Origin of the sequence: Mucilaginibacter sp. L196 (assembly GCF_009765905.1) — a bacterium.
Classification (GTDB): Bacteria; Bacteroidota; Bacteroidia; order Sphingobacteriales; family Sphingobacteriaceae; genus Mucilaginibacter.
The window spans coordinates 797,487-818,074 of record NZ_LMUO01000019.1; the positions used below are offsets into that span (position 1 = coordinate 797,487).

23 protein-coding genes are annotated in these 20,588 nt (G+C 39.0%); 6 read left to right on the forward strand and 17 right to left on the reverse strand.

What is annotated here, in order from left to right; genetic code table 11:
• Position 1: 1 nt before the first annotated feature.
• From hisG to trpS, 4 genes are all read right to left on the reverse strand, one after another.
• Positions 2 to 853: an ATP phosphoribosyltransferase gene (gene hisG, locus GSQ74_RS19810; RefSeq protein ID WP_158995940.1), complete on the reverse strand. Its 852-nt coding sequence runs from the start codon at positions 851 to 853 to the stop codon at positions 2 to 4.
• 452 nt (positions 854 to 1,305) lie between these two features.
• Positions 1,306 to 2,046, reverse strand: a complete 741-nt coding sequence (kdsB, locus tag GSQ74_RS19815) for a 3-deoxy-manno-octulosonate cytidylyltransferase (RefSeq protein ID WP_158995941.1) — start codon at positions 2,044 to 2,046, stop codon at positions 1,306 to 1,308.
• A gap of 68 nt (positions 2,047 to 2,114) precedes the next feature.
• Positions 2,115 to 2,729 carry a deoxynucleoside kinase gene (locus tag GSQ74_RS19820; RefSeq protein WP_158995942.1) on the reverse strand — a complete coding sequence of 205 codons (615 nt, stop codon included), beginning with the start codon at positions 2,727 to 2,729 and terminating at the stop codon, positions 2,115 to 2,117.
• A gap of 117 nt (positions 2,730 to 2,846) precedes the next feature.
• A complete protein-coding gene (gene trpS / locus GSQ74_RS19825; protein WP_158995943.1) occupies positions 2,847 to 3,842 on the reverse strand; it encodes a tryptophan--tRNA ligase in 996 nt (331 codons plus the stop codon).
• Positions 3,843 to 3,879: 37 nt separating this feature from the next.
• Here trpS and GSQ74_RS19830 point away from each other — a divergent pair, with 37 nt between their 5' ends.
• The 4 genes from GSQ74_RS19830 to GSQ74_RS19845 all read left to right on the forward strand — a co-directional run bounded on the left by GSQ74_RS19830 (position 3,880) and on the right by GSQ74_RS19845 (position 6,553).
• Positions 3,880 to 4,605 carry a 1-acyl-sn-glycerol-3-phosphate acyltransferase gene (locus GSQ74_RS19830; RefSeq protein WP_158995944.1) on the forward strand — a complete coding sequence of 242 codons (726 nt, stop codon included), beginning with the start codon at positions 3,880 to 3,882 and terminating at the stop codon, positions 4,603 to 4,605.
• Between the two features lie 41 nt (positions 4,606 to 4,646).
• Positions 4,647 to 5,381, forward strand: coding sequence for a 1-acyl-sn-glycerol-3-phosphate acyltransferase (locus GSQ74_RS19835; RefSeq protein WP_158995945.1), 735 nt, complete (start codon positions 4,647 to 4,649; stop codon positions 5,379 to 5,381).
• Positions 5,378 to 5,668: an Asp-tRNA(Asn)/Glu-tRNA(Gln) amidotransferase subunit GatC gene (gatC, locus tag GSQ74_RS19840; RefSeq protein WP_158995946.1), complete on the forward strand. Its 291-nt coding sequence runs from the start codon at positions 5,378 to 5,380 to the stop codon at positions 5,666 to 5,668. The genes GSQ74_RS19835 and gatC overlap by 4 nt, the downstream gene beginning before the upstream one ends.
• 162 nt (positions 5,669 to 5,830) lie before the next feature.
• Positions 5,831 to 6,553 (forward strand): ABC transporter ATP-binding protein, encoded by a 723-nt coding sequence (locus GSQ74_RS19845; RefSeq protein WP_158995947.1) that lies wholly within the window; start codon positions 5,831 to 5,833, stop codon positions 6,551 to 6,553.
• A 10-nt stretch (positions 6,554 to 6,563) separates the two neighbouring features.
• Here the strand turns inward: GSQ74_RS19845 and GSQ74_RS19850 are convergent, their stop codons facing one another.
• Genes GSQ74_RS19850 through GSQ74_RS19865 form a run of 4 tightly spaced genes read right to left on the reverse strand, consistent with a single transcriptional unit; the run spans position 6,564 to position 9,841 of the window.
• Positions 6,564 to 7,184 carry a hypothetical protein gene (locus GSQ74_RS19850; protein ID WP_158995948.1) on the reverse strand — a complete coding sequence of 207 codons (621 nt, stop codon included), beginning with the start codon at positions 7,182 to 7,184 and terminating at the stop codon, positions 6,564 to 6,566.
• Between the two features lie 14 nt (positions 7,185 to 7,198).
• On the reverse strand, positions 7,199 to 8,017 hold the full coding sequence (gene proC / locus GSQ74_RS19855; RefSeq protein ID WP_158995949.1) for a pyrroline-5-carboxylate reductase: 819 nt from the start codon (positions 8,015 to 8,017) through the stop codon (positions 7,199 to 7,201).
• Complete coding sequence (gene argB / locus GSQ74_RS19860) at positions 8,014 to 8,829, reverse strand: acetylglutamate kinase (protein WP_158995950.1); 816 nt, start codon at positions 8,827 to 8,829, stop codon at positions 8,014 to 8,016. Before argB ends, proC begins: the two co-directional genes overlap by 4 nt.
• Positions 8,830 to 8,872: 43 nt before the next feature.
• Positions 8,873 to 9,841, reverse strand: coding sequence for an alpha/beta fold hydrolase (locus GSQ74_RS19865; protein WP_158995951.1), 969 nt, complete (start codon positions 9,839 to 9,841; stop codon positions 8,873 to 8,875).
• Between the two features lie 369 nt (positions 9,842 to 10,210).
• On the opposite strand from GSQ74_RS19865, the gene GSQ74_RS19870 reads away from it, so the two are divergent.
• Both GSQ74_RS19870 and GSQ74_RS19875 read left to right on the forward strand, forming a co-directional pair.
• On the forward strand, positions 10,211 to 11,509 hold the full coding sequence (locus GSQ74_RS19870; RefSeq protein WP_158995952.1) for an NAD(P)/FAD-dependent oxidoreductase: 1,299 nt from the start codon (positions 10,211 to 10,213) through the stop codon (positions 11,507 to 11,509).
• Positions 11,510 to 11,548: 39 nt separating this feature from the next.
• On the forward strand, positions 11,549 to 12,796 hold the full coding sequence (locus GSQ74_RS19875; protein ID WP_158995953.1) for a sodium:proton antiporter: 1,248 nt from the start codon (positions 11,549 to 11,551) through the stop codon (positions 12,794 to 12,796).
• Here the strand turns inward: GSQ74_RS19875 and GSQ74_RS19880 are convergent.
• The 9 genes from GSQ74_RS19880 to GSQ74_RS19920 form a co-directional block, all read right to left on the reverse strand.
• Positions 12,793 to 13,407, reverse strand: coding sequence for an FMN-binding negative transcriptional regulator (locus GSQ74_RS19880; RefSeq protein ID WP_158995954.1), 615 nt, complete (start codon positions 13,405 to 13,407; stop codon positions 12,793 to 12,795). The genes GSQ74_RS19875 and GSQ74_RS19880 overlap by 4 nt on opposite strands.
• Before the next feature lie 2 nt (positions 13,408 to 13,409).
• Positions 13,410 to 14,357 carry an N-acetylornithine carbamoyltransferase gene (locus GSQ74_RS19885; protein WP_158995955.1) on the reverse strand — a complete coding sequence of 316 codons (948 nt, stop codon included), beginning with the start codon at positions 14,355 to 14,357 and terminating at the stop codon, positions 13,410 to 13,412.
• 20 nt (positions 14,358 to 14,377) lie between these two features.
• Positions 14,378 to 15,523, reverse strand: coding sequence for an aspartate aminotransferase family protein (locus tag GSQ74_RS19890; protein ID WP_158995956.1), 1,146 nt, complete (start codon positions 15,521 to 15,523; stop codon positions 14,378 to 14,380).
• Between the two features lie 49 nt (positions 15,524 to 15,572).
• Positions 15,573 to 15,926 (reverse strand): four helix bundle protein, encoded by a 354-nt coding sequence (locus GSQ74_RS19895; RefSeq protein WP_158995957.1) that lies wholly within the window; start codon positions 15,924 to 15,926, stop codon positions 15,573 to 15,575.
• A gap of 39 nt (positions 15,927 to 15,965) precedes the next feature.
• Positions 15,966 to 16,964: an N-acetyl-gamma-glutamyl-phosphate reductase gene (gene argC, locus GSQ74_RS19900; protein ID WP_174236943.1), complete on the reverse strand. Its 999-nt coding sequence runs from the start codon at positions 16,962 to 16,964 to the stop codon at positions 15,966 to 15,968.
• A complete protein-coding gene (locus tag GSQ74_RS19905; RefSeq protein ID WP_158995958.1) occupies positions 16,942 to 17,340 on the reverse strand; it encodes a cupin domain-containing protein in 399 nt (132 codons plus the stop codon). Before GSQ74_RS19905 ends, argC begins: the two co-directional genes overlap by 23 nt.
• 1 nt (position 17,341) lies before the next feature.
• Entirely contained in the window at positions 17,342 to 18,571 is a 1,230-nt protein-coding gene (gene argG, locus GSQ74_RS19910) for an argininosuccinate synthase (protein ID WP_158995959.1), read from the reverse strand.
• Between the two features lie 27 nt (positions 18,572 to 18,598).
• Positions 18,599 to 19,240: a GNAT family N-acetyltransferase gene (locus tag GSQ74_RS19915; RefSeq protein ID WP_158995960.1), complete on the reverse strand. Its 642-nt coding sequence runs from the start codon at positions 19,238 to 19,240 to the stop codon at positions 18,599 to 18,601.
• Between the two features lie 379 nt (positions 19,241 to 19,619).
• Positions 19,620 to 20,582, reverse strand: a complete 963-nt coding sequence (locus GSQ74_RS19920) for a YpdA family putative bacillithiol disulfide reductase (protein ID WP_158995961.1) — start codon at positions 20,580 to 20,582, stop codon at positions 19,620 to 19,622.
• Positions 20,583 to 20,588: the final 6 nt, after the last annotated feature.

The window sequence follows — 20,588 nt, forward strand, 5'->3', positions numbered from 1 at the left end:
ATTATAAAATGATCTTCTCAATTGGCATTACTACAATACCTTGTGCGCCTGCTTGCTTAAGCTGACTTATCCTGTCCCAAAAATCACGTTCCGGGATTACAGTGTGTACTGCTACCCAGTTATCCTCGGCCAATGGCACTACTGATGGGCTTTTTACACCCGGCAACAGTGCAATAACATCGTTTAAGTTATCTCTGTGTACATTCAGTACCACGTATTTGGTTTCCTTTGCACGTAGCACCGATTGTATGCGTTGAACCAATTCCTTGATCAAATCAGATTCGCAATTGCTTTCGTTACAGATCAATACCGCTTCACTGGACATAACGTCAGAGAATGGTACCAATCCATTACTTTTAAGTGTACCACCGGTTGATACCAGATCACAGATCGCGTCGGCTAAACCTAAGCCCGGGGATATTTCAACCGAACCGGAAATAGTGCGGATATCAGCCTGTATTCCTTGGTTTTTAAGGAATTTCCCTAAAATTACCGGGTAGGTAGTGGCAATTGATTTGCCATTCAGTTGCTCTAACTTAGTTATGGAATTGTTATTAGGTACTGCTATTTTTAATGAGCATTTACCAAATCCTAACCTTTGCAGGTAATTAACCTTTACCTCGGTTTCTTCAATAACGTTTTCGCCAACTATACCCAAATCGGCAATGCCGTCTTGAACATATTCAGGAATATCGTCATCACGAAGAAAAAGAATTTCTAAGGGGAAGTTGGAAACCGGTGAGATCAATGAGCTTTTGTAATTTTCAAAATTCAGACCGCAGTTTTTCAGTAATTCAACGGATTTTTCGTTGAGCCGACCCGATTTTTGGATCGCTATTTTTAATGTTTTCAATTGATGTGGTGTTAACTATAAATAAAAAGGAGGTTCGAGTTTCGTGCTGAAACATACAATTATCTGATCGCTATATGGTGGCGATGATGCAGATGAAGATGATGTAAGTTAAAACGTCCCATTTTTATAGTATGACTATATGACAAGCTGCTGCAAATATAGAAAGTAATTTAAGAAAAAAAAATGTGAACCCGGATTTAGTTATCGCTAAAAGGGGTTTAACTACTATACTGTACCACGGTACAAGTGGAACACCTGGTACAGTTGGTACAAAAAAGTACCCAAAAAGGCCCTAAATGGTATCAAAAAGGCAGTTTTTAGATTGCTTTCAGGTCGATTTTTAGTCAAAAAATGACTGTTTTAGTACTTAAAATGACTAAAAAATGCTTCTTTTTGTCTGTTTTTTGATGGTTTTTGAGTGAAAAATGAGCGTTTTTTTCAAAAAACAATCACTAATCTGCTAAATAATGCTTCAGTTTATCCAGGTCTTCCGGTACATCAATGGCATGGGTCTCCAATTCAGTTTCGGCAACTTTAATGCGGTAGCCATTTTCTACCCAGCGTAGCTGTTCAAGGCTTTCAGCTTTTTCTAATGAGGATATAGCCAGTTTAGTTACCTGTTGCAAAATATCAGCGCGATAACCATAAATACCGATATGTTTAAAATAAGTAAAATGATTTAACCAGTCTTTGGGTTCGTGGCCACGCAAATAAGGGAGCGGAGTACGCGAAAAATATATCGCTTCGGAATATTTGTTAATAATAACCTTTGGCGAGTTAGGGTTATTCAACTCATCCAGCGTAGTTATCTTTTTTATTAGGGTAGATAATTGTATATCGGCATTATTAAAGCAAGTTGCAACCTTAGTGATTTGCTCTGGATCTATATAAGGTTCGTCGCCTTGTATGTTGATGATTACATCGTATTGCGGATGTTTTAAGGCAACTTCCGCGCAACGGTCTGTGCCGCTTTGGTGGTCGGGTGATGTTATTAAGGCAACACCACCAAAGTCATGAACATGCTTAAATATACGTTCGTCATCGGTAGCTACAATAACTTCAGCTAAAGAATCACATTTTTTGGCCTGCTCATAAACCCTTTGAATCATACTCTTGCCTGCAATGTCAATTAATGGCTTGCCTGGGAATCGGGTAGATGCGTAACGTGCGGGAATGATGCCGAGTATTTTCATTAGTCGTGTGTTGTAAGTTATAAGTTGTATGTATTTTAGCTTTCAACTTTTAACACACAACCTTCAACTTAAAAAAGTCCGTTTAATTCTCTTTCGATCAATTGCACAACAGTAGCCATGTCTTCGGTGTTATTGGCGAAATCTATTACATCTTTATCTATCACCAACAGCTTACCTAAATCATAACCACCAATCCATTTCTGGTATTTTTCGTTCAGTTTAGATAGATAGTCAATCCGAATACCAATCTCGTATTCACGGCCACGGCGTTGTATGTTATTAACCAGGGTAGGTACCGATGCTTTTAAATAAACCAACAAATCCGGCGGTTTAATATAGGCGGTCATGTTATCAAATATCGCGCGGTAGTTCTCATAGTCACGGGTGGTCATTAAACCCATGTCGTGCAAGTTCTCCGCAAAGATAAAGGCATCTTCATAAATAGTCCTGTCCTGTATCACATTACGACCAGATTCCTGTATGTCCATCAACTGACGGTAGCGGCTATTCAGGAAATAGATCTGCAGGTTGAAACTCCAGCGTTTCATATCGTTATAAAAATCCTCTAAATAAGGGTTGTTATCAACGGCTTCAAAAAGTGGGTCCCATCCATAGCTTTTGGCCAGCAATTCGGCAAGGGTAGTTTTTCCGGCTCCAATGTTGCCTACAATAGCAATGTGCATTTTTTAGTTGTTAAGTATTCACAGATCATAGTTAATAATTTACACAGTGCACTATTAACAAAAATAACTCCGACTAATATACACCATCAGCCATGAACTATCAACTGCCAACTGAAATTAAAAACTTCTGAAACCGATAATTTCTCTTACTTCGCGAATTGTTTTTTGCGCGCTCTCACGGGCCTTTATAGCACCATGGCGTGCAACCTGGCGCAAATAAACCTCATCATTAGCAATATCATTAATGCGTTCGCGGATTGGCGCTGTAGCTATAATCATATCTTCGGCTAATTGTTTTTTCAAATCACCGTAACGAATTTGACAAGTATTGTAAAGGTTATCAAAATGCTCGTAAGTATCTGGTGTTGATACCACCGTCATTAAATCGAACAGGTTTTGTATCTCAACCGGTTTTTCCTGATTTTCGGTAGTTGGGCCACCATCAGTAACTGCACGCATTACTTTTTTACGGATGGCTTCAGGAGTATCTGATAAAAATACCGCATTACCTTCACCTTCCGATTTTCCCATTTTGCCTTTTCCGTCCAGTCCCGGTATTTTTACCAGGTTGTTACTGAAATTAAAAGCATAAGGCTCGGGGAAATATTCGTTATTATATAATCGGTTAAATCGATTACCAAAGGTGCGCGCCATTTCCAAATGTTGCTCCTGATCTTTACCTACAGGTACTTTAGTGGCTTTGTGGATCAAAATATCAGCAGCCATTAATACCGGGTAGGTCAATAAACCTGCATTCACATTATCAGGGTGCGCACGTACTTTATCTTTAAATGAAGTGCTGCGTTCCAACTCGCCTAAATAGGCATTCATATTTAAATACAAGTACAACTCAGATACTTCGGGTACGTGAGATTGTACGTAAATAGTAGATTTCTCAGGATCAATACCTGCTGCTAAATATTCTACCAAAACCTGTTTAACGTTTTTATGCAGGTCGGCAGGAGTGGGATGTGTGGTTAATGAATGCAGATCGGCAATAAAAAAATAGCAGTTAAATTCATGCTGCATTTTTATAAAATTCTGAATAGCACCGTAATAATTACCTAAATGCAGATTACCCGTTGAACGGATACCACTTACAACTGTTTCCATGTGGCGAAAGTAAGGATTTTTTATATTTTTGGTAAAGATGAAACTATTAAAAAAGGTACACATTTACCTGTACGTGGTTAGCGTTGCACTAACTTATTTTTTGGCATGGCCGTTTTTCAAGCTATTATCATTAAAACCAACAGGATATGAAGCCATGAACAAAATACGGCGTTTCTGGGGTTTCATCAGTTCGGCACTGGTAGGCTTTTTCTTTAAGTTTGATTATGAGGAGCCAATAGATTGGAGCAAAACTTATATTATATGCCCTAACCATACCTCTAATTTAGATATTGCTGCCATGTGTTTGCTAGTTAAAAGCGATTACAGCTTTATGGGCAAAGAAGAATTAGTAGACGGACTGGTGACCGGTTTGTTTTTTAAAACGGTAGATATACCTGTAAATCGAGACAGCAAAATGTCGTCCTATCGGGCATTTAAAAAAGCAGGTGAAAAGTTAACACATGGTAAAAGCGTAATTATTTTCCCCGAAGGTAAAATAAGCGATGTTTATCCGCCACAATTACATGAATTTAAAAATGGGCCATTTAAACTGGCTATCGAGCTAAAAGTTCCCATCATCCCGGTTTCATCACCCAATACCTGGAAAATGCTTTGGGATGATGGTACTAAATATGGCACCAAACCAGGAGTTTGTCACTTTTATGTGCATAAACCTATAGATACTACCAATTTAACCGCCGATGATGCTGATGCTCTGCGTGATAAAGTTTATGGTATAATCAATAAAAAATTGGTAGCATAAACTTTGCCTAACACTTAACTATTTATTTACATTTGGGGGTAATGAAATTATTCTTAAAAAAAGTACACACTTATTTTTATCGTTATAGTGTGGGCACTTTTTATGTTATCCTTTGGCCGCTGATGTATTACTTTTCGCGTAAGCCGGAGCGATACTCATCCATGAATAAAATGAGGCGTTTATGGGGGTATTTAAGCTCAAGGGTTGCGGGAATAAAATATCATTTCGAATTTGAAGAACCTATTGACTGGTCGCGCACATATATCATGTGCCCAAATCATACCTCTAATCTGGATATTACCGCGGTAAGCATCCTCACAAAAAATAACTTTTCTTTTATGGGAAAAGAAGAATTGTTGAATGGGTTTGTTACCGGATTATATTTTCGCACTGTAGATATACCAGTAAACAGGAAAAGTACAATTGCATCCTTTCGGGCTTACAAAAAAGCAGTAGAGCGTTTGGAGAGTGGAATGAGTATGGTAGTATTCCCGGAGGGAACCATCTCCGGTAATTATCCACCCAGATTAGTAGAATTTAAAAATGGCCCGTTCCGTTTGGCTATTGAAATGCAAGTGCCAATAATCCCGATAACCGCGCTGGATACCTGGAAAGTTTTATGGGATGATGGCCTTAAATATGGCAGTAAACCGGGCGTTTGTCATATATTTGTGCATAAGCCCATCGAAACAAAGGATATGACCGTTGATGACGCGGATGCGCTGCGCGATAAGGTTTATGCAATAATGGATCAAAAATTACAATCAGCATTATGATAATTGATAAGGAAACAGTTGAAAAAGTAGCCAATCTGGCTCGCCTTGAACTTGTAGAAGATGAAAAGGATGAGATGATAAAGGATATGAGCAAGATACTGGACTTTATGGCCAAGCTAAATGAAATTGATACCACAGGCGTTGAACCTCTGGTTTACATGACCGACGAGGTTAACGTTTTGCGTGAGGATGTTATTAAACAAGAAATCACTACTGAAGAAGGTTTAAAAAACTCGCCTAAGCATACTGATGAATATTTTTTGGTAGCGAAGGTTATCGAGAAGTAATTGCCCCTTTTGTCATTCTGAGCGGAGCGAAGAATCTCAGAACATTGCAAACGTCATGCATGACAGATAGATTCTTCGCTCTGCTCAGAATGACAATAAAAGGAATAAAAACAAACCTGTGTAACAAAACAATCCCAACCTTAGTCCAACAAACAAAAACGCATGGAGCCATTAATTACCATTAAAGATATCGGACGAAAATATGTGATAGGCACTGAAATTATTCATGCGCTTAAATCGGTATCGTTAACGATAAATAAAGGTGAATTTGTGGCATTGATGGGGCCCTCCGGTTCAGGTAAATCAACCCTGATGAATATTCTGGGTTGTTTGGATACCCCAAGTAAAGGTGAATACATTCTTAACGGGATCAACGTTAGTCACATGACGGAGAATGATTTGGCTGAGGTTCGTAATTCAGAAATCGGTTTCGTATTCCAAACGTTCAACTTATTACCACGTAACAGTGCGTTGGAAAACGTAGCCCTGCCATTGGTTTATGCTGGAATAGGTAGAGATGAAAGGCTCGACCGGGCAAAAAAATCCCTTGAAAATGTAGGGCTTGGTAATCGTGTTACGCACAAGCCTAATGAGCTTTCAGGCGGACAAAGGCAGCGTGTAGCTGTAGCAAGGGCATTGATCAATAACCCATCCATCATATTGGCCGATGAGCCTACAGGTAATCTCGATACCAAAACCTCTATTGAAATAATGGGCTTGATTGAAGATATTCATGATAAAGGCAACACCATTATTTTGGTAACGCACGAAGAAGACATTGCCCAGCATGCCCACCGTATTGTGCGCATGCGCGATGGATTAATTGAAAAAGATTACTTAAATACCGATATTCATAAGGTTGACAGAAGTACCATCAAAGTTTAACGGCTTACCGTCAACATAAATTCGCGATCCGCTCAATAAATTCTGCTAAGTGAACTGATTTTTCTGGCGATAGCGTATTGCGGTTGCCGATAATCAACGAGTGCTCATTTATCTCGATCACAAAATTATCTGATCTGATATCCATAACCGCGTTCCTGAAATTTCGGTTTATCCCCGCAACAGCTTTCTGATGATCATTAGCTAACACATAAAAGGTATCGCTAAAGGCTTTATCTTCCGCAAAATCTATCTCCACCGGATGAACCAGCTCCACTATTTTATCTGCTAAAGTTTCTCGTCGAATCAGTACCCGGCCAAAATCTTGCTTTAAATAAGAGATAGCCCAGGTTTGGTAATCCTGATGATAAGCGTAGCCAGATTTACCGCCCATTGTTTTGTAACGTACCTCTACAAATAATATATAACAATCATTTTTGGCACGCTTAATTACAAATGAACCTCTGATTTTAGTGTCAGTATAAAATTTAAACGTCTCAAAATCATCTAAATTGAAATTGATATTACCAGTTGGTTGAATATCAAACTTCTCCTTAAGTACATTATAAGTTTGATAAAAATCATCAAACTGACTTACAGTAAGTCCAACTGTATCAAAAGGTACAAAATCCATTAACTAGCTGAGTGTTAGCTCTCGTTATGATACAACTCACCAGCCTTATCTGCCGATAATTTAATCCCCTTTATCATAGCCGAACTAAAACCGTTATGTTCCATCTCATTTAAGCCTGCAATGGTACAACCACTTGGCGAAGTTACCTTATCAATTTCCTGCTCCGGATGTGATGATAATTGTAAAATTAAATCAGCGGCTCCTTTGGCAGTTTGTGCAGCCATTTTAAGCGCATCGGCAGAATGGAAACCAATTTCAGTGCCACCTTGTGAAGCTGCTCTGATCGACCTTAAGAAGAAGGCGATACCACAGGCACAAAGTGCTGTAGCCGATGTCATCAATTCTTCGTTTATTTGGATACTTACCCCAACGGTATCAAATAATGATTTTACCAGGTTGACATTCTTGGTAGTACCGGTATCGGTAGCAATACAGGTCATGGAATGGCCTATGGCAATAGCCGTATTAGGCATGGCGCGTATAACCTGAACATTAATATCCAATTGTTTACGTATATCGGCACAAGTAACGCCGGATATAACAGAAACCAACAATTGTTTTTCGGACTTGATGGCCGGTTTAATCTCGTCGAGTAGTTTATTCAACTGCTGTGGTAATACAGCCAGCACAACAATGTCTGCACGTTTAACCGCTTTAATATTGTTATCGGTAACGTAATAACCCTCGTCTGCCAATGAGTCCAACGTTGTAATGTTTCTACGGGTAAGTATAATCTGCTGCGGTTTGCATATCCCCCCTTTTACCAATCCTTTAGCTAATGATAAGCCAATGTTTCCGCTGCCAATTATGGCAATATTTTGTTGTGAATTCATGCGTTTTTACTTAAACGAGTTCCAAATGAGCTATTCTGTTTTAACTTGCCGAGGTCAGCTGCATGGCCAATAATTACCGATTTTACGCCACAATTAATAGCAGTAAAAGCATTATCAAGCTTAGGCAGCATCCCGCTGTGTATTATTTGTTGTTGTTTTAATTCTTCGTATTGTGTAAGGTCAATTTCTTTTATTAATGATTCTTCATCATCAATATCTTTTAATACACCCTTTTTCTCAAAACAATAAATCAACGTGGTTTCATATAAATCAGCTAATGAAACCGCCAGCGCCGATGCAATGGTATCGGCATTGGTGTTTAGTAATTGTCCTTCTCCATCGTGTGTAAGTGCACAAAAAACGGGGGTGAACCCGGCATCCATTAATTTTTTTATGTTTTCGGGGTCGATTGACTTCTCGTCAATATCACCTACGAAACCATAATCAATAGTTTTTACCGGTCGTTTTTTTGTACGTATAAAATTACCGTCGGCACCTGTAAGGCCAATGGCGTTATTGCCAAACCGTTGCAGTTGGGCAACAATATTTTTATTAATGAGGCCACCATAAACCATGGTAACTATGCGCAATGTTTCAATATCGGTAATTCGCCTGCCATCAACCATCTTTGCTTCGATGCCCAATGTTTCGGAAAGTTGAGTGGCTACTTTACCGCCACCATGCACCAATATTTTATATCCTTCCAGTTCAGTAAAATCCTTCAAAAAATTGTGCAGATTTTCTGAATTATCTATAACGTTCCCGCCAATTTTTATAATATGTAGAGCGTTTCTTCTTTTGTTCTTATCCATAAGTTTAGTAAATACCTTTACGAAAGTAGAAGTACTTTAACTATCATTTCGCTAAAAAATCATTAATAACTTTAAAATCCTTTTCAGGTTCTTCAACCTGCGGATTGTGCCCTGAGTGTTCAAACATTACAAACTCTGCCTGCGGGCAATACTGCTTAAATTTAATAGCCATCCAGGGTACAGCAACCCGATCATAGCGGCCGGTTTCAATTAATACCGGCATCTTTAAATCCTTAAGCTGCTTGCGATAATCAAATGTGCCAATATCGCTTCCTACTATAAAATCACCATCCTTACCTACCATTTGGTAGTAAAGCTTCGTATTCATCGGGTTAGGATAGGGTTTATAATCCCCCTTTGCTCCGCCTTCAAAATTTGACGGGTTGTAAGCATACAAAAATCCATATGGCACTCTGCCATAAATTTCCTGATGTATAGCATCACTTGAAACCGCGCCTGCATTACGTATGGCCATCAACTGATCCCATATCTCCGGATAGTTCGTTTTGATCTCCCGGTTGCTATTGTCATCGTTCTCCTGCCACATTACAAAACTGTGGAAGGTATCAGCCAAAATTAAATGGCTTAGATGGTCTGGGTACTTTAATGCATAACCCTGGGCAACCACTCCGCCATAGGAGTGACCCAATACCGTTATTTTATCCAGCTTTAAGGCAATTCGTAAACTTTCAATGTCCTCAATGTCACGGGCAAGTGTGTATTCACTAATCTTTTTCGCGGTGTCGGATTTTCCTCTGCCAAAAGCATCAAAATAAATTAACTGATGATGATTTTCAGCAAGCGGATCAAAGTCTCTATATCCTAAATGGTTTCCGCCCGGTCCGCCGGGAATAAAAATGATCGGGTCACCTTCACCAACAATCACCACCCAAAGCTTAGCACCATTTACGGTTACGTATTTACCGTCGGTCCAGCTGTCAACCTTTTTTACTTGAGCCTGTGAAACAAATATAAATAACACGAAGCAAATAAAAAGGGTTATTTTTTTCATTTTTTAACACTTGTGGGTTAAAAATAGTAATTTTTGGTTGTTTATTAATAAATAATAATCATTTAATATCTTTTTTTGATAAAATACCACCCCAAAATGGTAAACGTTTTAATATTTGTCATTTAAAACTAATAAAAACGGTGATAAATAGAATCTATACCCCTAAGCTTCGTATTATTTTAACGTAAAATGATACGGTAATACAGCGATTAGTGTAAATTAATATTATCACTTCGTCAAACTCATTTGGCTACCGAAGTGGCTGGAAATTTAGTAATTTTTAGATTTTAAGAATCGCTATAGTATAAATAACATCCGTATTACATTATTTCAAAACACAAATGGTAGTTTTATTGCTTATACTACAATATGGATACACCAAATAAAAGCGTACCTCGCGTTGTTATAATCGGCGGGGGATTTGGAGGAATACAATTAGCTAAGCATCTTAAGAACGCACCTGTAAAGGTGATGATGCTTGACAGACATAATTATCATACCTTTCAACCTTTACTTTACCAGGTAGCAATGGGAGCCATTCCTGCTGACTCAATAGGCTTTCCTATTCGCAGGATATTCACTAAACAAGATAACTTCAGATTTTTCCTGACTGATGTTAAAAGAATTAACCCGGAGAGTAATACAGTAAGTACCGATATTGGTGATATAACCTACGATTACTTAGTAATTGCCACCGGATCAAACACCAATTTTTTCGGTAATAAGGAGATTGAGCATTTTGCTATGCCGATGAAGAATATCCCGGAAGCGTTAAATCTCAGGAGCCTGATCCTGCAAAATCTGGAAAAAGCACTAGTAACCAAGACATATAATGAGAGAGAAGCCCTAATGACCTTTGTGGTGGTTGGCGGCGGACCTACCGGAGTGGAACTATCAGGAGCGTTAGCCGAAATGAGGCAATTGATCTTAGTGAAAGATTACCATGGCCTAAAAAAGCAGCACATGAAAGTGTATTTGGTAGAGGGTAAGGACAGGCTGCTGGCTGCCATGACGCCAAAGGCATCTCAAAAAGCAAAAGAGTTTTTAGAGGAAGGCGAAGTAACTATTTACAATGGCGTGCATGTACAAAGTTATGATGGTTATGAACTTAAAATTGATGATGGCAAAGTAATTCACACTCGAAATGTATTTTGGGCAGCAGGCGTAAAAGGCGAGTTAATTGATGGAATCCCGGAGGATACTATTACTAGGGGAAGCCGCATACTAACCGACGAAATTAGCCGGGTTAATGGCTATGAAAATATTTTCGCAATAGGGGATGTGGCAGCAATGATTACCAGCGATATGCCTAACGGGCTTCCCGGCGTGGCACCGGCGGCAATGCAACAGGGCCAACATTTGGCAAAAAATATTGTCCGTATGATTAAAGGCGAACCTACCGTCCCCTTTAAATATCTTGATAAAGGATCGTTAGCTACTATTGGCCGCAATAAAGCAGTGGCAGATTTGGGTATATTTCATTTTCAGGGATTTTTTGCCTGGTTATTGTGGGGCTTTGTGCATATACTAACGCTTGCAGGTTTTAGTAACAAGCTAAGCGTATTTTTAACATGGTTCCTTAATTATTTTAATAGAAACAGTGACAATAGGCTGGTAGTAAGATATTTTAATACTGAAACCATGATGACGGAGCCTGTAGCTAAATAACAATATATTTTTGCCGGAGCGGCTCTTAATTCAACTGGTATGGATCTGTTTATAATTATCGCCCTTCTTGTAATAGTTAGTGCTGTTTACTCTTATGTAAATGCTCGCTTTGTTAAATTGCCGGGTACCATAGGTATCATTACCATAGCGGTAATTGCATCGGTTATAACACTGATCGTAGATAAATCCGACCCTTATTTTGCCCGGTACTTAACATTGCTGGCAAAAAATATCGATTTCTCTAAGGTTGTGCTCGATATTATGCTGGGGTTCCTGTTATTTGCGGGTGCACTTAATGTAGACACGAAGAAGCTGCGACGGGAAATGGCTCCTGTTATGATATTAAGTACCGTTGGCGTTATTATATCCACAGCCGTTTTCGGTTTATTATTTCACTATATAGGTTTGTTATTTAATATTCATGTCGACCTTGTTTATTGCTTTCTATTTGGCGCATTAATATCACCCACAGATCCGGTTGCCGTAGGGGCTGTTATCAAAGGCTCGAAGCTTCCAACACATTTAGAGATGATTATTACCGGCGAGTCTTTATTTAATGATGGAGTAGGGTTGGTGCTGTTTATCACTATTCTTGAAATTACCAGAACCGGCACCGATAATATAGATTTTGCGAAAACGGCTATCTTGTTTGTAAGGGAAGTTTTTGGTGGTATAGCCTTAGGGATATTTATGGGATTTTTTGCATACCGGTTAATGCGTTCCATTAGCGATTTTCAAACCATTGTATTGGTTTCCCTGGCTTTGGTAATGAGTATTTCCTTAATATGTATTTACGCGGGTTTATCAATTCCCCTGGCTGTAGTAGCCGCGGGTTTGTTTATGGGCAACCGCTCCATCAACTCTGATGATAAAGAACATTCCAATGAAGCACTGGGGAAATTCTGGAAACTGGTTGACGAAATGTTAAACACCATATTGTTTGTTATGCTGGGTTTACAAATGATAAACCTTTCGTTTATTACCAACTACTTTATTACAGGCGGTATAGTGATTGTATTAATGCTGATAGCCCGGTGGGTCAGCATCGCTTTACCGGTTACTTTCCTAAGGCATTCACTGAAAATTAATTATGCAAACGTAAATATATTAACCTGGGCAGGTTTACGTGGCGGTATATCCATAGCATTGGCGCTTTCGCTGCCGCATTCTATTTATAGGGAAATTATTTTAGCAGGCAGCTATTTTGTAGTGATATTTTCTATAGTGATACAAGGGCTCACCCTTAATAGGGTTATCAATTTCTCCTTTAGAAATAAACCAGCTTAATGCTTTTTTAACGAAGACATGTATTGTGCTATCTCCCGCTCACTTTCAGATGGACTTTCGCTTAAGGAATGAATAATATTGTCCTTTTCAACTTCACTACGGTTTTGGCTAAGTTTACTTTTGGCCTGTAGGTCGGTTACAATTATCTCAAATCCAACAATGCCTTTTATCATTTTTGACTTGTAGTCATCAGGCAGATTTTGCCATTGCCTAAAATATCCAGCTTCATAATTCTTGATGGTACGTTCCAACAGGTCAAGATGCTCTTGCTCGCCATTCAATAAACGAGCTTTTCCATAAGCGTGTACCGCTATGTAATTCCACGTAGGTACTTCGGCTTCCTTTGGATAATTTTTGGGGGAAATGTAAGCGTGCGGCTCGGTGAAAATGATGAGATTAGTATTCCCATACACATCCAATGCCTGCGGATTCGCCTTGGCAAAATGCGACGAGATAATTATCTGACCATCCTTTTCATCTATTAAAAAAGGTAAATGTGTTGCTACGGGTAAGTTGTTTGCAGATGTTATAATGGTACCAAAGCTATACTTCCGCATATAGGTAAGCACTTCTTGCTTATCCGGGAAAGTATTGAAGTTTGGTATATACATTGTTATAAATTCTCAAGCATCTGTTTTAGTACAGCCTGAGCAGCCCATACACGGTTTCCGGCTTCATGCACTACAATAGATGAAGGCCCATCCAAAATCTCATCTGATAGCTCCAAATTGCGTCGTACGGGTAAGCAATGCATTACTTTAGCATCATTGGTAACCTTCAACTTCTCGTTGGTTAACATCCAATCATCGTTACCCGGCAATATCTTGCCATAAGGTTCAAAAGCCGACCAGTTTTTTACGTAGATAAAATCCGCATCAGCCAAAGCTTCGTCCTGATTATGGGTGATTGTTGCGCCATCAGTAAAATCGGTACTTAATTCATAACCTTTAGGATGCGCGATCGTAAAATCCACATCAGCCTTACACATCCATTCCGCAAAAGAGTTTGGTACCGCTTGTGGCAATGGTTTTATATGTGGTGCCCATGTTAATACGACCTTTGGACGAGGTTTTGTTTTTAATTCAGTGATAGTAACCAAATCAGCCAAACTTTGCAATGGATGACGTGTAGCAGATTCCAAACTTACCACTGGAACGCCACAGTATTTAACAAACTTGTTAAATATCTCCTCGTTATAATCCTCCTCACGATTCTTTAAACCCGGGAAGGAGCGAACCCCAATAATATCAACATATTGGCCTAATACAGCTGCCGCTTCGCGGATATGCTCTACGGTAGAACCGTTCATCACTACGCCATCCTGTAGCTCTAAAGCCCAGCCTTCTTTATCCATATTAAGTACCATTACATTCATGCCTAAATTTAAGGCAGCTTTTTGGGTGCTCATACGTGTACGCAGACTTGGGTTTAAAAAAACAAGTCCTAAGGTTTTGTTTTTACCTAAATGCTGCTGCGCGTATGGGTTTTGCTTTAATTGCAAAGCCTCGGCTGCAAGGGCATTAATATCAGTTACGTCGTGTACAGAAGTGAAAAGTTTCATAGGCTAATGGCCTTCTTCATTTACGAAGAAGGGACTAATTGTTGATTTAATACTGTTGTAAATGCTTCTAAAAATCTATCCGCATGCGCTTTAGTTAAATTAAGCGCCGGTAAAAGCCTGATCACGTTAGGTTTGGCTTCGCCTGTAAATATATGATGCTTGAAAAGCAAGTCCTTTTTAACGTTGGCTAATTCAGCAGGTAATTCAATGCCAATCATCAAACCACGGCCACGTATTTCCTTAACCTGTTTAAATTTCTTCAACTCGCTTATTAAGTAACCGCCAACTTCAGCGGCATTTTGCATTAGATTATTTTGCTCTATTTCTTCTAATACAGCCAATCCTGCAGCACAAGCTAAGTGGTTACCCCCAAATGTAGTACCCAACATGCCATAGGCGGGTTGTATTTTTGGTGATATGATGATGCCACCAACCGGGAAACCATTGCCCATTCCCTTTGCCATACTGTATATATCAGCATTAATACCGGCAAAATCATGCGAGAAGAATTTACCGGTACGGCCGTATCCGCATTGTACAGAATCTGCTATAAATACCGCGTTGTGCTGATCGCATAGCGTGCGTATCTTTCTTAAAAAACTTTCGCTTGCTACCTGTATGCCACCAACCCCTTGTATACCTTCAATAATTACTGATGAAATCTCATTGGTAGCAAATGCCTGCTCTAGGGCCGCTTCATCCTGCCATAGTACAAAAATTACATTGTCAGTTTCATTAACAGGTGCTACAATTTTAGGATTATCAGTAACCGCGACAGCTAATGAAGTACGACCATGAAATGCATTTTTAAAAGCGATAACCTTCTTTTTGCCATTGTAAAAAGATGCCAGCTTCAAAGCATTCTCATTTGCCTCAGCACCTGAATTGCAAAGAAATAATTGATAATCTTCCTTACCTGAAACCTTACCCAATTTTTCAGCCAGTTCTTTTTGCAAAGGGATCTCGATAGAGTTTGAATAGAAACCTATTTGATGTAACTGATCCTCCAATCGCTTAACATATCGTGGGTTAGTATGCCCGATAGAAATTACAGCGTGACCGCCATAAAGATCAAGATACTCAGTGCCCTTGTCGTCATAAACAAGGCTGCCAACACCTTTTACAATGTTGATCGGATTGATTGGATAAACGTCGAATAGCTTCATGTTAGTTGAAAGTTAAAAGTTTAAAGTGAAAAGTACTGCTCATAATTTTTTAATTTCTCACTTTTTTAATTAAAGAGATTAGCATTGCTTTGATCTCATTAATGTTTTGTGTATGCGTATTATATAGTTCAAGATTAAGAAACCCCAAATCTTTTGATAGTAAAACAAGATATTCAACTTCGTGCGAGGAGCCTAAAGCGTTTTGTAAATAACTTGCAAAGTCTTTTTGCGTAAATCTGCCAGCTCCTTCTGCAATGTTTGCAGGAATTGAAGTAGACGCTCTCTTAAGTTGACTTACTAAATTATATGTCTCTTCCTTAGGAAATTCCGACATTGATTTGTAAATGCTTAATGCAAGATCATGTGATCTTTTCCAAACAATTAATTCTTTATAATCTTGCATTTCTTACTTTCAACTTTACACTTTCAACCTTTAACTACCTTAAAATCCGGTTGCTTTTAGTTTTAGTCCTGCAGTTTCATCAAAGCCAAACATTAAATTCATGTTTTGAACTGCCTGACCTGATGCGCCTTTGGTTAAATTATCAATTATACTTGTGATCAATAGTTTTTTACCATGCTTTTGTATTTGTATAAAGCACTTGTTGGTGTTTACTATTTGTTTAAGATCGATATTGCGCTTGGTTACATGCGTAAACGGATGCCATGCATAATAATCTTCGTAAAGTTTAAATGCTTCATCTCCAGTTAAATCACTGTCTAAATAGATAGAAGCGATAATACCACGGGTATAATCGCCACGATAAGGGACGAAGTTTAACGTTTGACCAAAATCGGGTTGTAATTGGTTTAAGGATTGGCCAATCTCACCCAAATGCTGATGATCAAATGCTTTATAAATTGACAAATTATCGTTTCTCCACGTAAAATGTGTAGTAGCCGATGGGCTTTGTCCCGCACCGGTTGAACCTGTAGTAGCTGTGATGTGGACTTCGCTGTTCAAGTTATTACTTGCAGCCAGTGGCAATAATCCCAATTGCAGGCAAGTAGCAAAGCAACCAGGGTTAGCTATATTTTGAGCTGATTTTATCGCGTCACGCTGTAACTCAGGTAAACCATAAACAAAACTCTTATTATTGATTTGCGCATTTTGACTTAACCTAAAATCCTGACTTAAGTCAATAATTTTAATGTTATCCGGAATATCATTTTCTGCCAAAAACTTTTTCGCATCACCATGGCCTACACACAAAAACAGCACATCAATATCATGCGACAAATCACCGCTGAATTTTAAATCAGTATCGCCAAACAAGTCGGTATGCACTTCGTAAATATAGTTGCCGCTATTGCTCTTGCTGTTTACAAAAGCAATATCAACGTTCGGGTGGTTCACTAATATCCTCAGCATTTCACCGCCTGTATATCCAGCACCCCCAATTATTCCGGCTTTAATTTTATTCAATGTTGATCCTGTCATTTTTTGTAGATGGTGTTGAATATAAAATGAACTCTAAATCGCTGTTTTCTTTATTACTGATGAAATGCTTTTGTCCCGGTTTTATTGCAATTCCTTGTTCCGGTTTTAAAACGCTTTCAACGCCATCAATGGTAAAAGTTGCTTTTCCTTTCAGGATAAAAAATACCTGGGAAGATTTTTCATGATAATGCAGTTGTTCAGCAGTATCAGGTGGCATCAACTCTTGTTTTACCGATAGAACGTCTGTGTCAATAAAATTCCATCCATAACAATCATCACCCCATTTATAGTGGCTCAAGCATTCACTTTTCGAAAAAGCACCCCCTCCGCCCCCTGAAGGGGGAACTTCGCCGGATGTATTGTTAATGGTGCTCATATTAATTTTTTGAAGCATTAATTGCTCCCCCTTCAGGGGGCTGGGGGGTATTTACTTTATGGTAGATCATTACCTGGTTGCCAAATATTTTTGAGAACCCTTTCACATCTTCGCCACTCCAGGCGTTGTTCATCTCGCCATAGCTGCCAAATTTGTTCGACATTAAATCATGTGCCGATTCAATACCAACAACCTGGAACCTGTACGGGTATAATTTAACAAATACTTTACCGCTAACATATTGCTGTGTATCGTTTAAAAAGGCCTCTATGTTACGCATAATTGGATCGTGAAATTGTCCCTCATGTAACCAGTTGCCATAGAATGACGATAACTGATCTTTCCACGATAACTGCCATTTGGTTAATACATGTTTCTCTAAAGTATGATGTGCTTTGATAATCACCATTGGTGCAGCGGCTTCAAAGCCTACACGGCCTTTAATACCAATAATAGTATCACCCACATGTATATCACGACCGATGCCATATGGCTGCGCGATAGCCTGTAAAGCCTGAATAGCTTTTGTTGGGTGATCATATTTCTTGCCATCAATAGCAATTAATTCGCCTTGCTCAAACTCCAATTCTATATCACGTGGTTCGGTTTCGCTTACCTGGGTTGGCCATGCATCCTCAGGCAAACCTAAATTTGAGGTTAAAGTTTCCTTACCACCGACTGAAGTTCCCCAAATGCCCTTGTTAATTGAATATTTATTTTTTTCGAAATTCATCTCAACACCATGATCTTTCAGGTATTGAATTTCCGCCTCACGGCTCAATTTTAAATCACGAATAGGGGTGATGATCTGAACGTCCGGTATCAGGATATTAAATATCATGTCAAAACGTACTTGATCATTACCGGCACCAGTACTACCATGGACAACAGCCTCTGCGCCGATTTCTTTAGCATAGTTGGCAATCGCTGTTGCCTGGCTCACACGCTCAGCACTTACCGAAAGCGGGTAGGTGTTGTTTTTTAATACGTTACCGTATATCAGGTATTTAACACAGGTATCGTAAAAGTTTTTAGTTTCATCAACTACATGGTGCGATGTTACACCCATTTTATAGGCGCGTTCTTCAACACCTTTTAGTTCCTCTTCGCTAAAGCCACCGGTATTTACAATAACCGAGTGTACCTCATAACCTAAATCCTGAGTTAAATATATGCAGCAAAATGAGGTATCTAAACCGCCGCTGTAAGCTAATACTACTTTTTTCTTCATTGGGTGTATATGTTGTGAAACTTAATATTATTCGTGGTGAATGGTTTTCTTAATAGCATTTTCAATCCGCTCAAGCAAGGTAGCCTTATGCGTTAGCTTCTTAATCTTGTCCTCAATCTCTTTTTGTTTTTCGGCAGGATCAAAAAGCATGGCGGTGCACATGCAGTTTTTGCGCTCTTTGCTGGTTAAAATATCATAGTTAACACAGCTTTTGCAGCCTTTCCAAAAATCTTCATCCTGCGTAAGCTCTGAATAGGTAACAGGGCCGTAGCCAAGTTCGTTATTGATTTTCATTACTGCCAACCCGGTTGTTAAGCCAAACAGCTTTGCTTCGGGGTATTTTGTGCGTGATAGCTCGAATATTTTATGTTTGATGGCCTTAGCCAGACCAACTTTCCTAAACTGCGGATTAACAATTAATCCCGAGTTTGCCACGAAATCGCCGTGACTCCAGGTCTCAATATAACAAAAACCTGCCCAGGTACCCTCCTTGTGCAGTGCAATTACTGCTTTGCCTTCCAGCATTTTATCCGCGACATATTCCGGCGAGCGTTGTGCAATACCTGTCCCGCGCGCTTTTGCCGATTCAGCCATTTCATCGCAAATTTGCTGGGCGTAATCAACGTGTTGTGCAGTAGCAACCAGTATGTCAAAATCTTGTATAGTCATTATAGTAAAAAGATTACCGTAAAATTATTGGCCATGAAGCCGTAATTATTAAATGGTTTTTGGAGGAAGAAGTTTAATTTAAACTTCATTTGGGTTGTTTAGAAATGTAAATTAAACCCTGGGCATAAATAGCCTTCGTCGTGATGGAGAAACGAAAGTGGTACACAAAGCAGCGGCAACCGGAGCAAATTTTGCTTTGGTTACTAACTTATTTATGCTTTGGTGGATCATTTTTTATGCTTTTTTAATTTACTGCAAAAGTTTACATTAATTTTTATTTATGCAAGTAAAAAATGCTTTTAAATCATTTAAACCCTATTTTATTACAAGGGAGTGTTCAAAATGATATTTTGTGTAATGAATACACTAAAATATAGGTCTATCCCAGCCTTTTACGCACAATATCATCAATAATCATATCCGCATGAATACGGGAGTTTTCAATAAACCACAAATGGGTATCCAAACCACCTACAACCACACCGGCCAGGTACATCCCAGGCATATTGGTTTCCATGGTATCAGGGTTGTATTGTGGGATATACTTATCCTCGGATAAATGAATACCCAGTTTTTTCAGAAAACTAAAATTGGGTTTATATCCCGTCATCGCCATCACAAAATCATTGGGAATGGTAATGATACCCTCGGGTGTCTCAATATCAACTTCATACTCCCGTATAGCTTTCAGATTTGAATTAAAATAGGCCTTAATGCTGCCTTCTTTAATACGGTTGATAATATCCGGCCTTACCCAATATTTAACACGACTACTGATTTCATCACCTCGAACAACTAAGGTAACATCAGCACCCTTGCGATAAGTTTCTAATGCGACATCTATAGCCGAATTGCTTGAACCAACTACAACCACCCTTTGCATGGCGTAATAATGCGGATCAAGGTAATAGTGTTTTACTTTGGGCAGATCTTCACCGGGGATATTCAAATTAACCGATATATCATAAAAACCGGTAGATAGTATTACATTTTTAGCTTGATACGTTCCTTTTCTTGAAGTGATGATATATCCATTGTCATCTTTAGTAAGCCCGGTAACCTCCTCAAATAAATTAATAGGCAAATGTCTTGATACCGCTACACGGCGATAATATTCCAAGGCCTCAGCCCGTACCGGTTTGTTATTGATGGTGACAAAAGGTATCCCGCCAATTTCCAGTTTCTCCGATGTAGAGAAAAAAGTCATGGTAGACGGATAATTGTATAACGAATTAACCAGGCAGCCTTTTTCAATAATCAGAAAGCTTAAACCGGCCCGCTGTGCCGCCAATCCGCAAGCTAATCCAATTGGGCCGCCACCTATTATAAGTATATCAAGCATGTATTA

What these genes read in the sequence shown, in the direction of transcription:
- GSQ74_RS19830 (WP_158995944.1), top strand. Translation starts at nt 3,880, where the DNA reads ATGAAACTATTAAAAAAGGTACACATTTACCTGTACGTGGTTAGCGTT.
- GSQ74_RS19890 (WP_158995956.1), bottom strand. Translation starts at nt 15,523, where the DNA reads ATGAAGCTATTCGACGTTTATCCAATCAATCCGATCAACATTGTAAAA.
- GSQ74_RS19880 (WP_158995954.1), bottom strand. Translation starts at nt 13,407, where the DNA reads ATGTATATACCAAACTTCAATACTTTCCCGGATAAGCAAGAAGTGCTT.
- proC (WP_158995949.1), bottom strand. Translation starts at nt 8,017, where the DNA reads ATGAATTCACAACAAAATATTGCCATAATTGGCAGCGGAAACATTGGC.
- kdsB (WP_158995941.1), bottom strand. Translation starts at nt 2,046, where the DNA reads ATGAAAATACTCGGCATCATTCCCGCACGTTACGCATCTACCCGATTC.
- GSQ74_RS19845 (WP_158995947.1), top strand. Translation starts at nt 5,831, where the DNA reads ATGGAGCCATTAATTACCATTAAAGATATCGGACGAAAATATGTGATA.
- GSQ74_RS19915 (WP_158995960.1), bottom strand. Translation starts at nt 19,240, where the DNA reads ATGACTATACAAGATTTTGACATACTGGTTGCTACTGCACAACACGTT.
- trpS (WP_158995943.1), bottom strand. Translation starts at nt 3,842, where the DNA reads ATGGAAACAGTTGTAAGTGGTATCCGTTCAACGGGTAATCTGCATTTA.
- GSQ74_RS19865 (WP_158995951.1), bottom strand. Translation starts at nt 9,841, where the DNA reads ATGAAAAAAATAACCCTTTTTATTTGCTTCGTGTTATTTATATTTGTT.
- GSQ74_RS19870 (WP_158995952.1), top strand. Translation starts at nt 10,211, where the DNA reads ATGGATACACCAAATAAAAGCGTACCTCGCGTTGTTATAATCGGCGGG.
- GSQ74_RS19820 (WP_158995942.1), bottom strand. Translation starts at nt 2,729, where the DNA reads ATGCACATTGCTATTGTAGGCAACATTGGAGCCGGAAAAACTACCCTT.
- GSQ74_RS19920 (WP_158995961.1), bottom strand. Translation starts at nt 20,582, where the DNA reads ATGCTTGATATACTTATAATAGGTGGCGGCCCAATTGGATTAGCTTGC.
- GSQ74_RS19850 (WP_158995948.1), bottom strand. Translation starts at nt 7,184, where the DNA reads ATGGATTTTGTACCTTTTGATACAGTTGGACTTACTGTAAGTCAGTTT.
- gatC (WP_158995946.1), top strand. Translation starts at nt 5,378, where the DNA reads ATGATAATTGATAAGGAAACAGTTGAAAAAGTAGCCAATCTGGCTCGC.
- GSQ74_RS19895 (WP_158995957.1), bottom strand. Translation starts at nt 15,926, where the DNA reads ATGCAAGATTATAAAGAATTAATTGTTTGGAAAAGATCACATGATCTT.
- argC (WP_174236943.1), bottom strand. Translation starts at nt 16,964, where the DNA reads ATGACAGGATCAACATTGAATAAAATTAAAGCCGGAATAATTGGGGGT.
- GSQ74_RS19835 (WP_158995945.1), top strand. Translation starts at nt 4,647, where the DNA reads ATGAAATTATTCTTAAAAAAAGTACACACTTATTTTTATCGTTATAGT.
- GSQ74_RS19875 (WP_158995953.1), top strand. Translation starts at nt 11,549, where the DNA reads ATGGATCTGTTTATAATTATCGCCCTTCTTGTAATAGTTAGTGCTGTT.
- GSQ74_RS19905 (WP_158995958.1), bottom strand. Translation starts at nt 17,340, where the DNA reads ATGAGCACCATTAACAATACATCCGGCGAAGTTCCCCCTTCAGGGGGC.
- argG (WP_158995959.1), bottom strand. Translation starts at nt 18,571, where the DNA reads ATGAAGAAAAAAGTAGTATTAGCTTACAGCGGCGGTTTAGATACCTCA.
- argB (WP_158995950.1), bottom strand. Translation starts at nt 8,829, where the DNA reads ATGGATAAGAACAAAAGAAGAAACGCTCTACATATTATAAAAATTGGC.
- GSQ74_RS19885 (WP_158995955.1), bottom strand. Translation starts at nt 14,357, where the DNA reads ATGAAACTTTTCACTTCTGTACACGACGTAACTGATATTAATGCCCTT.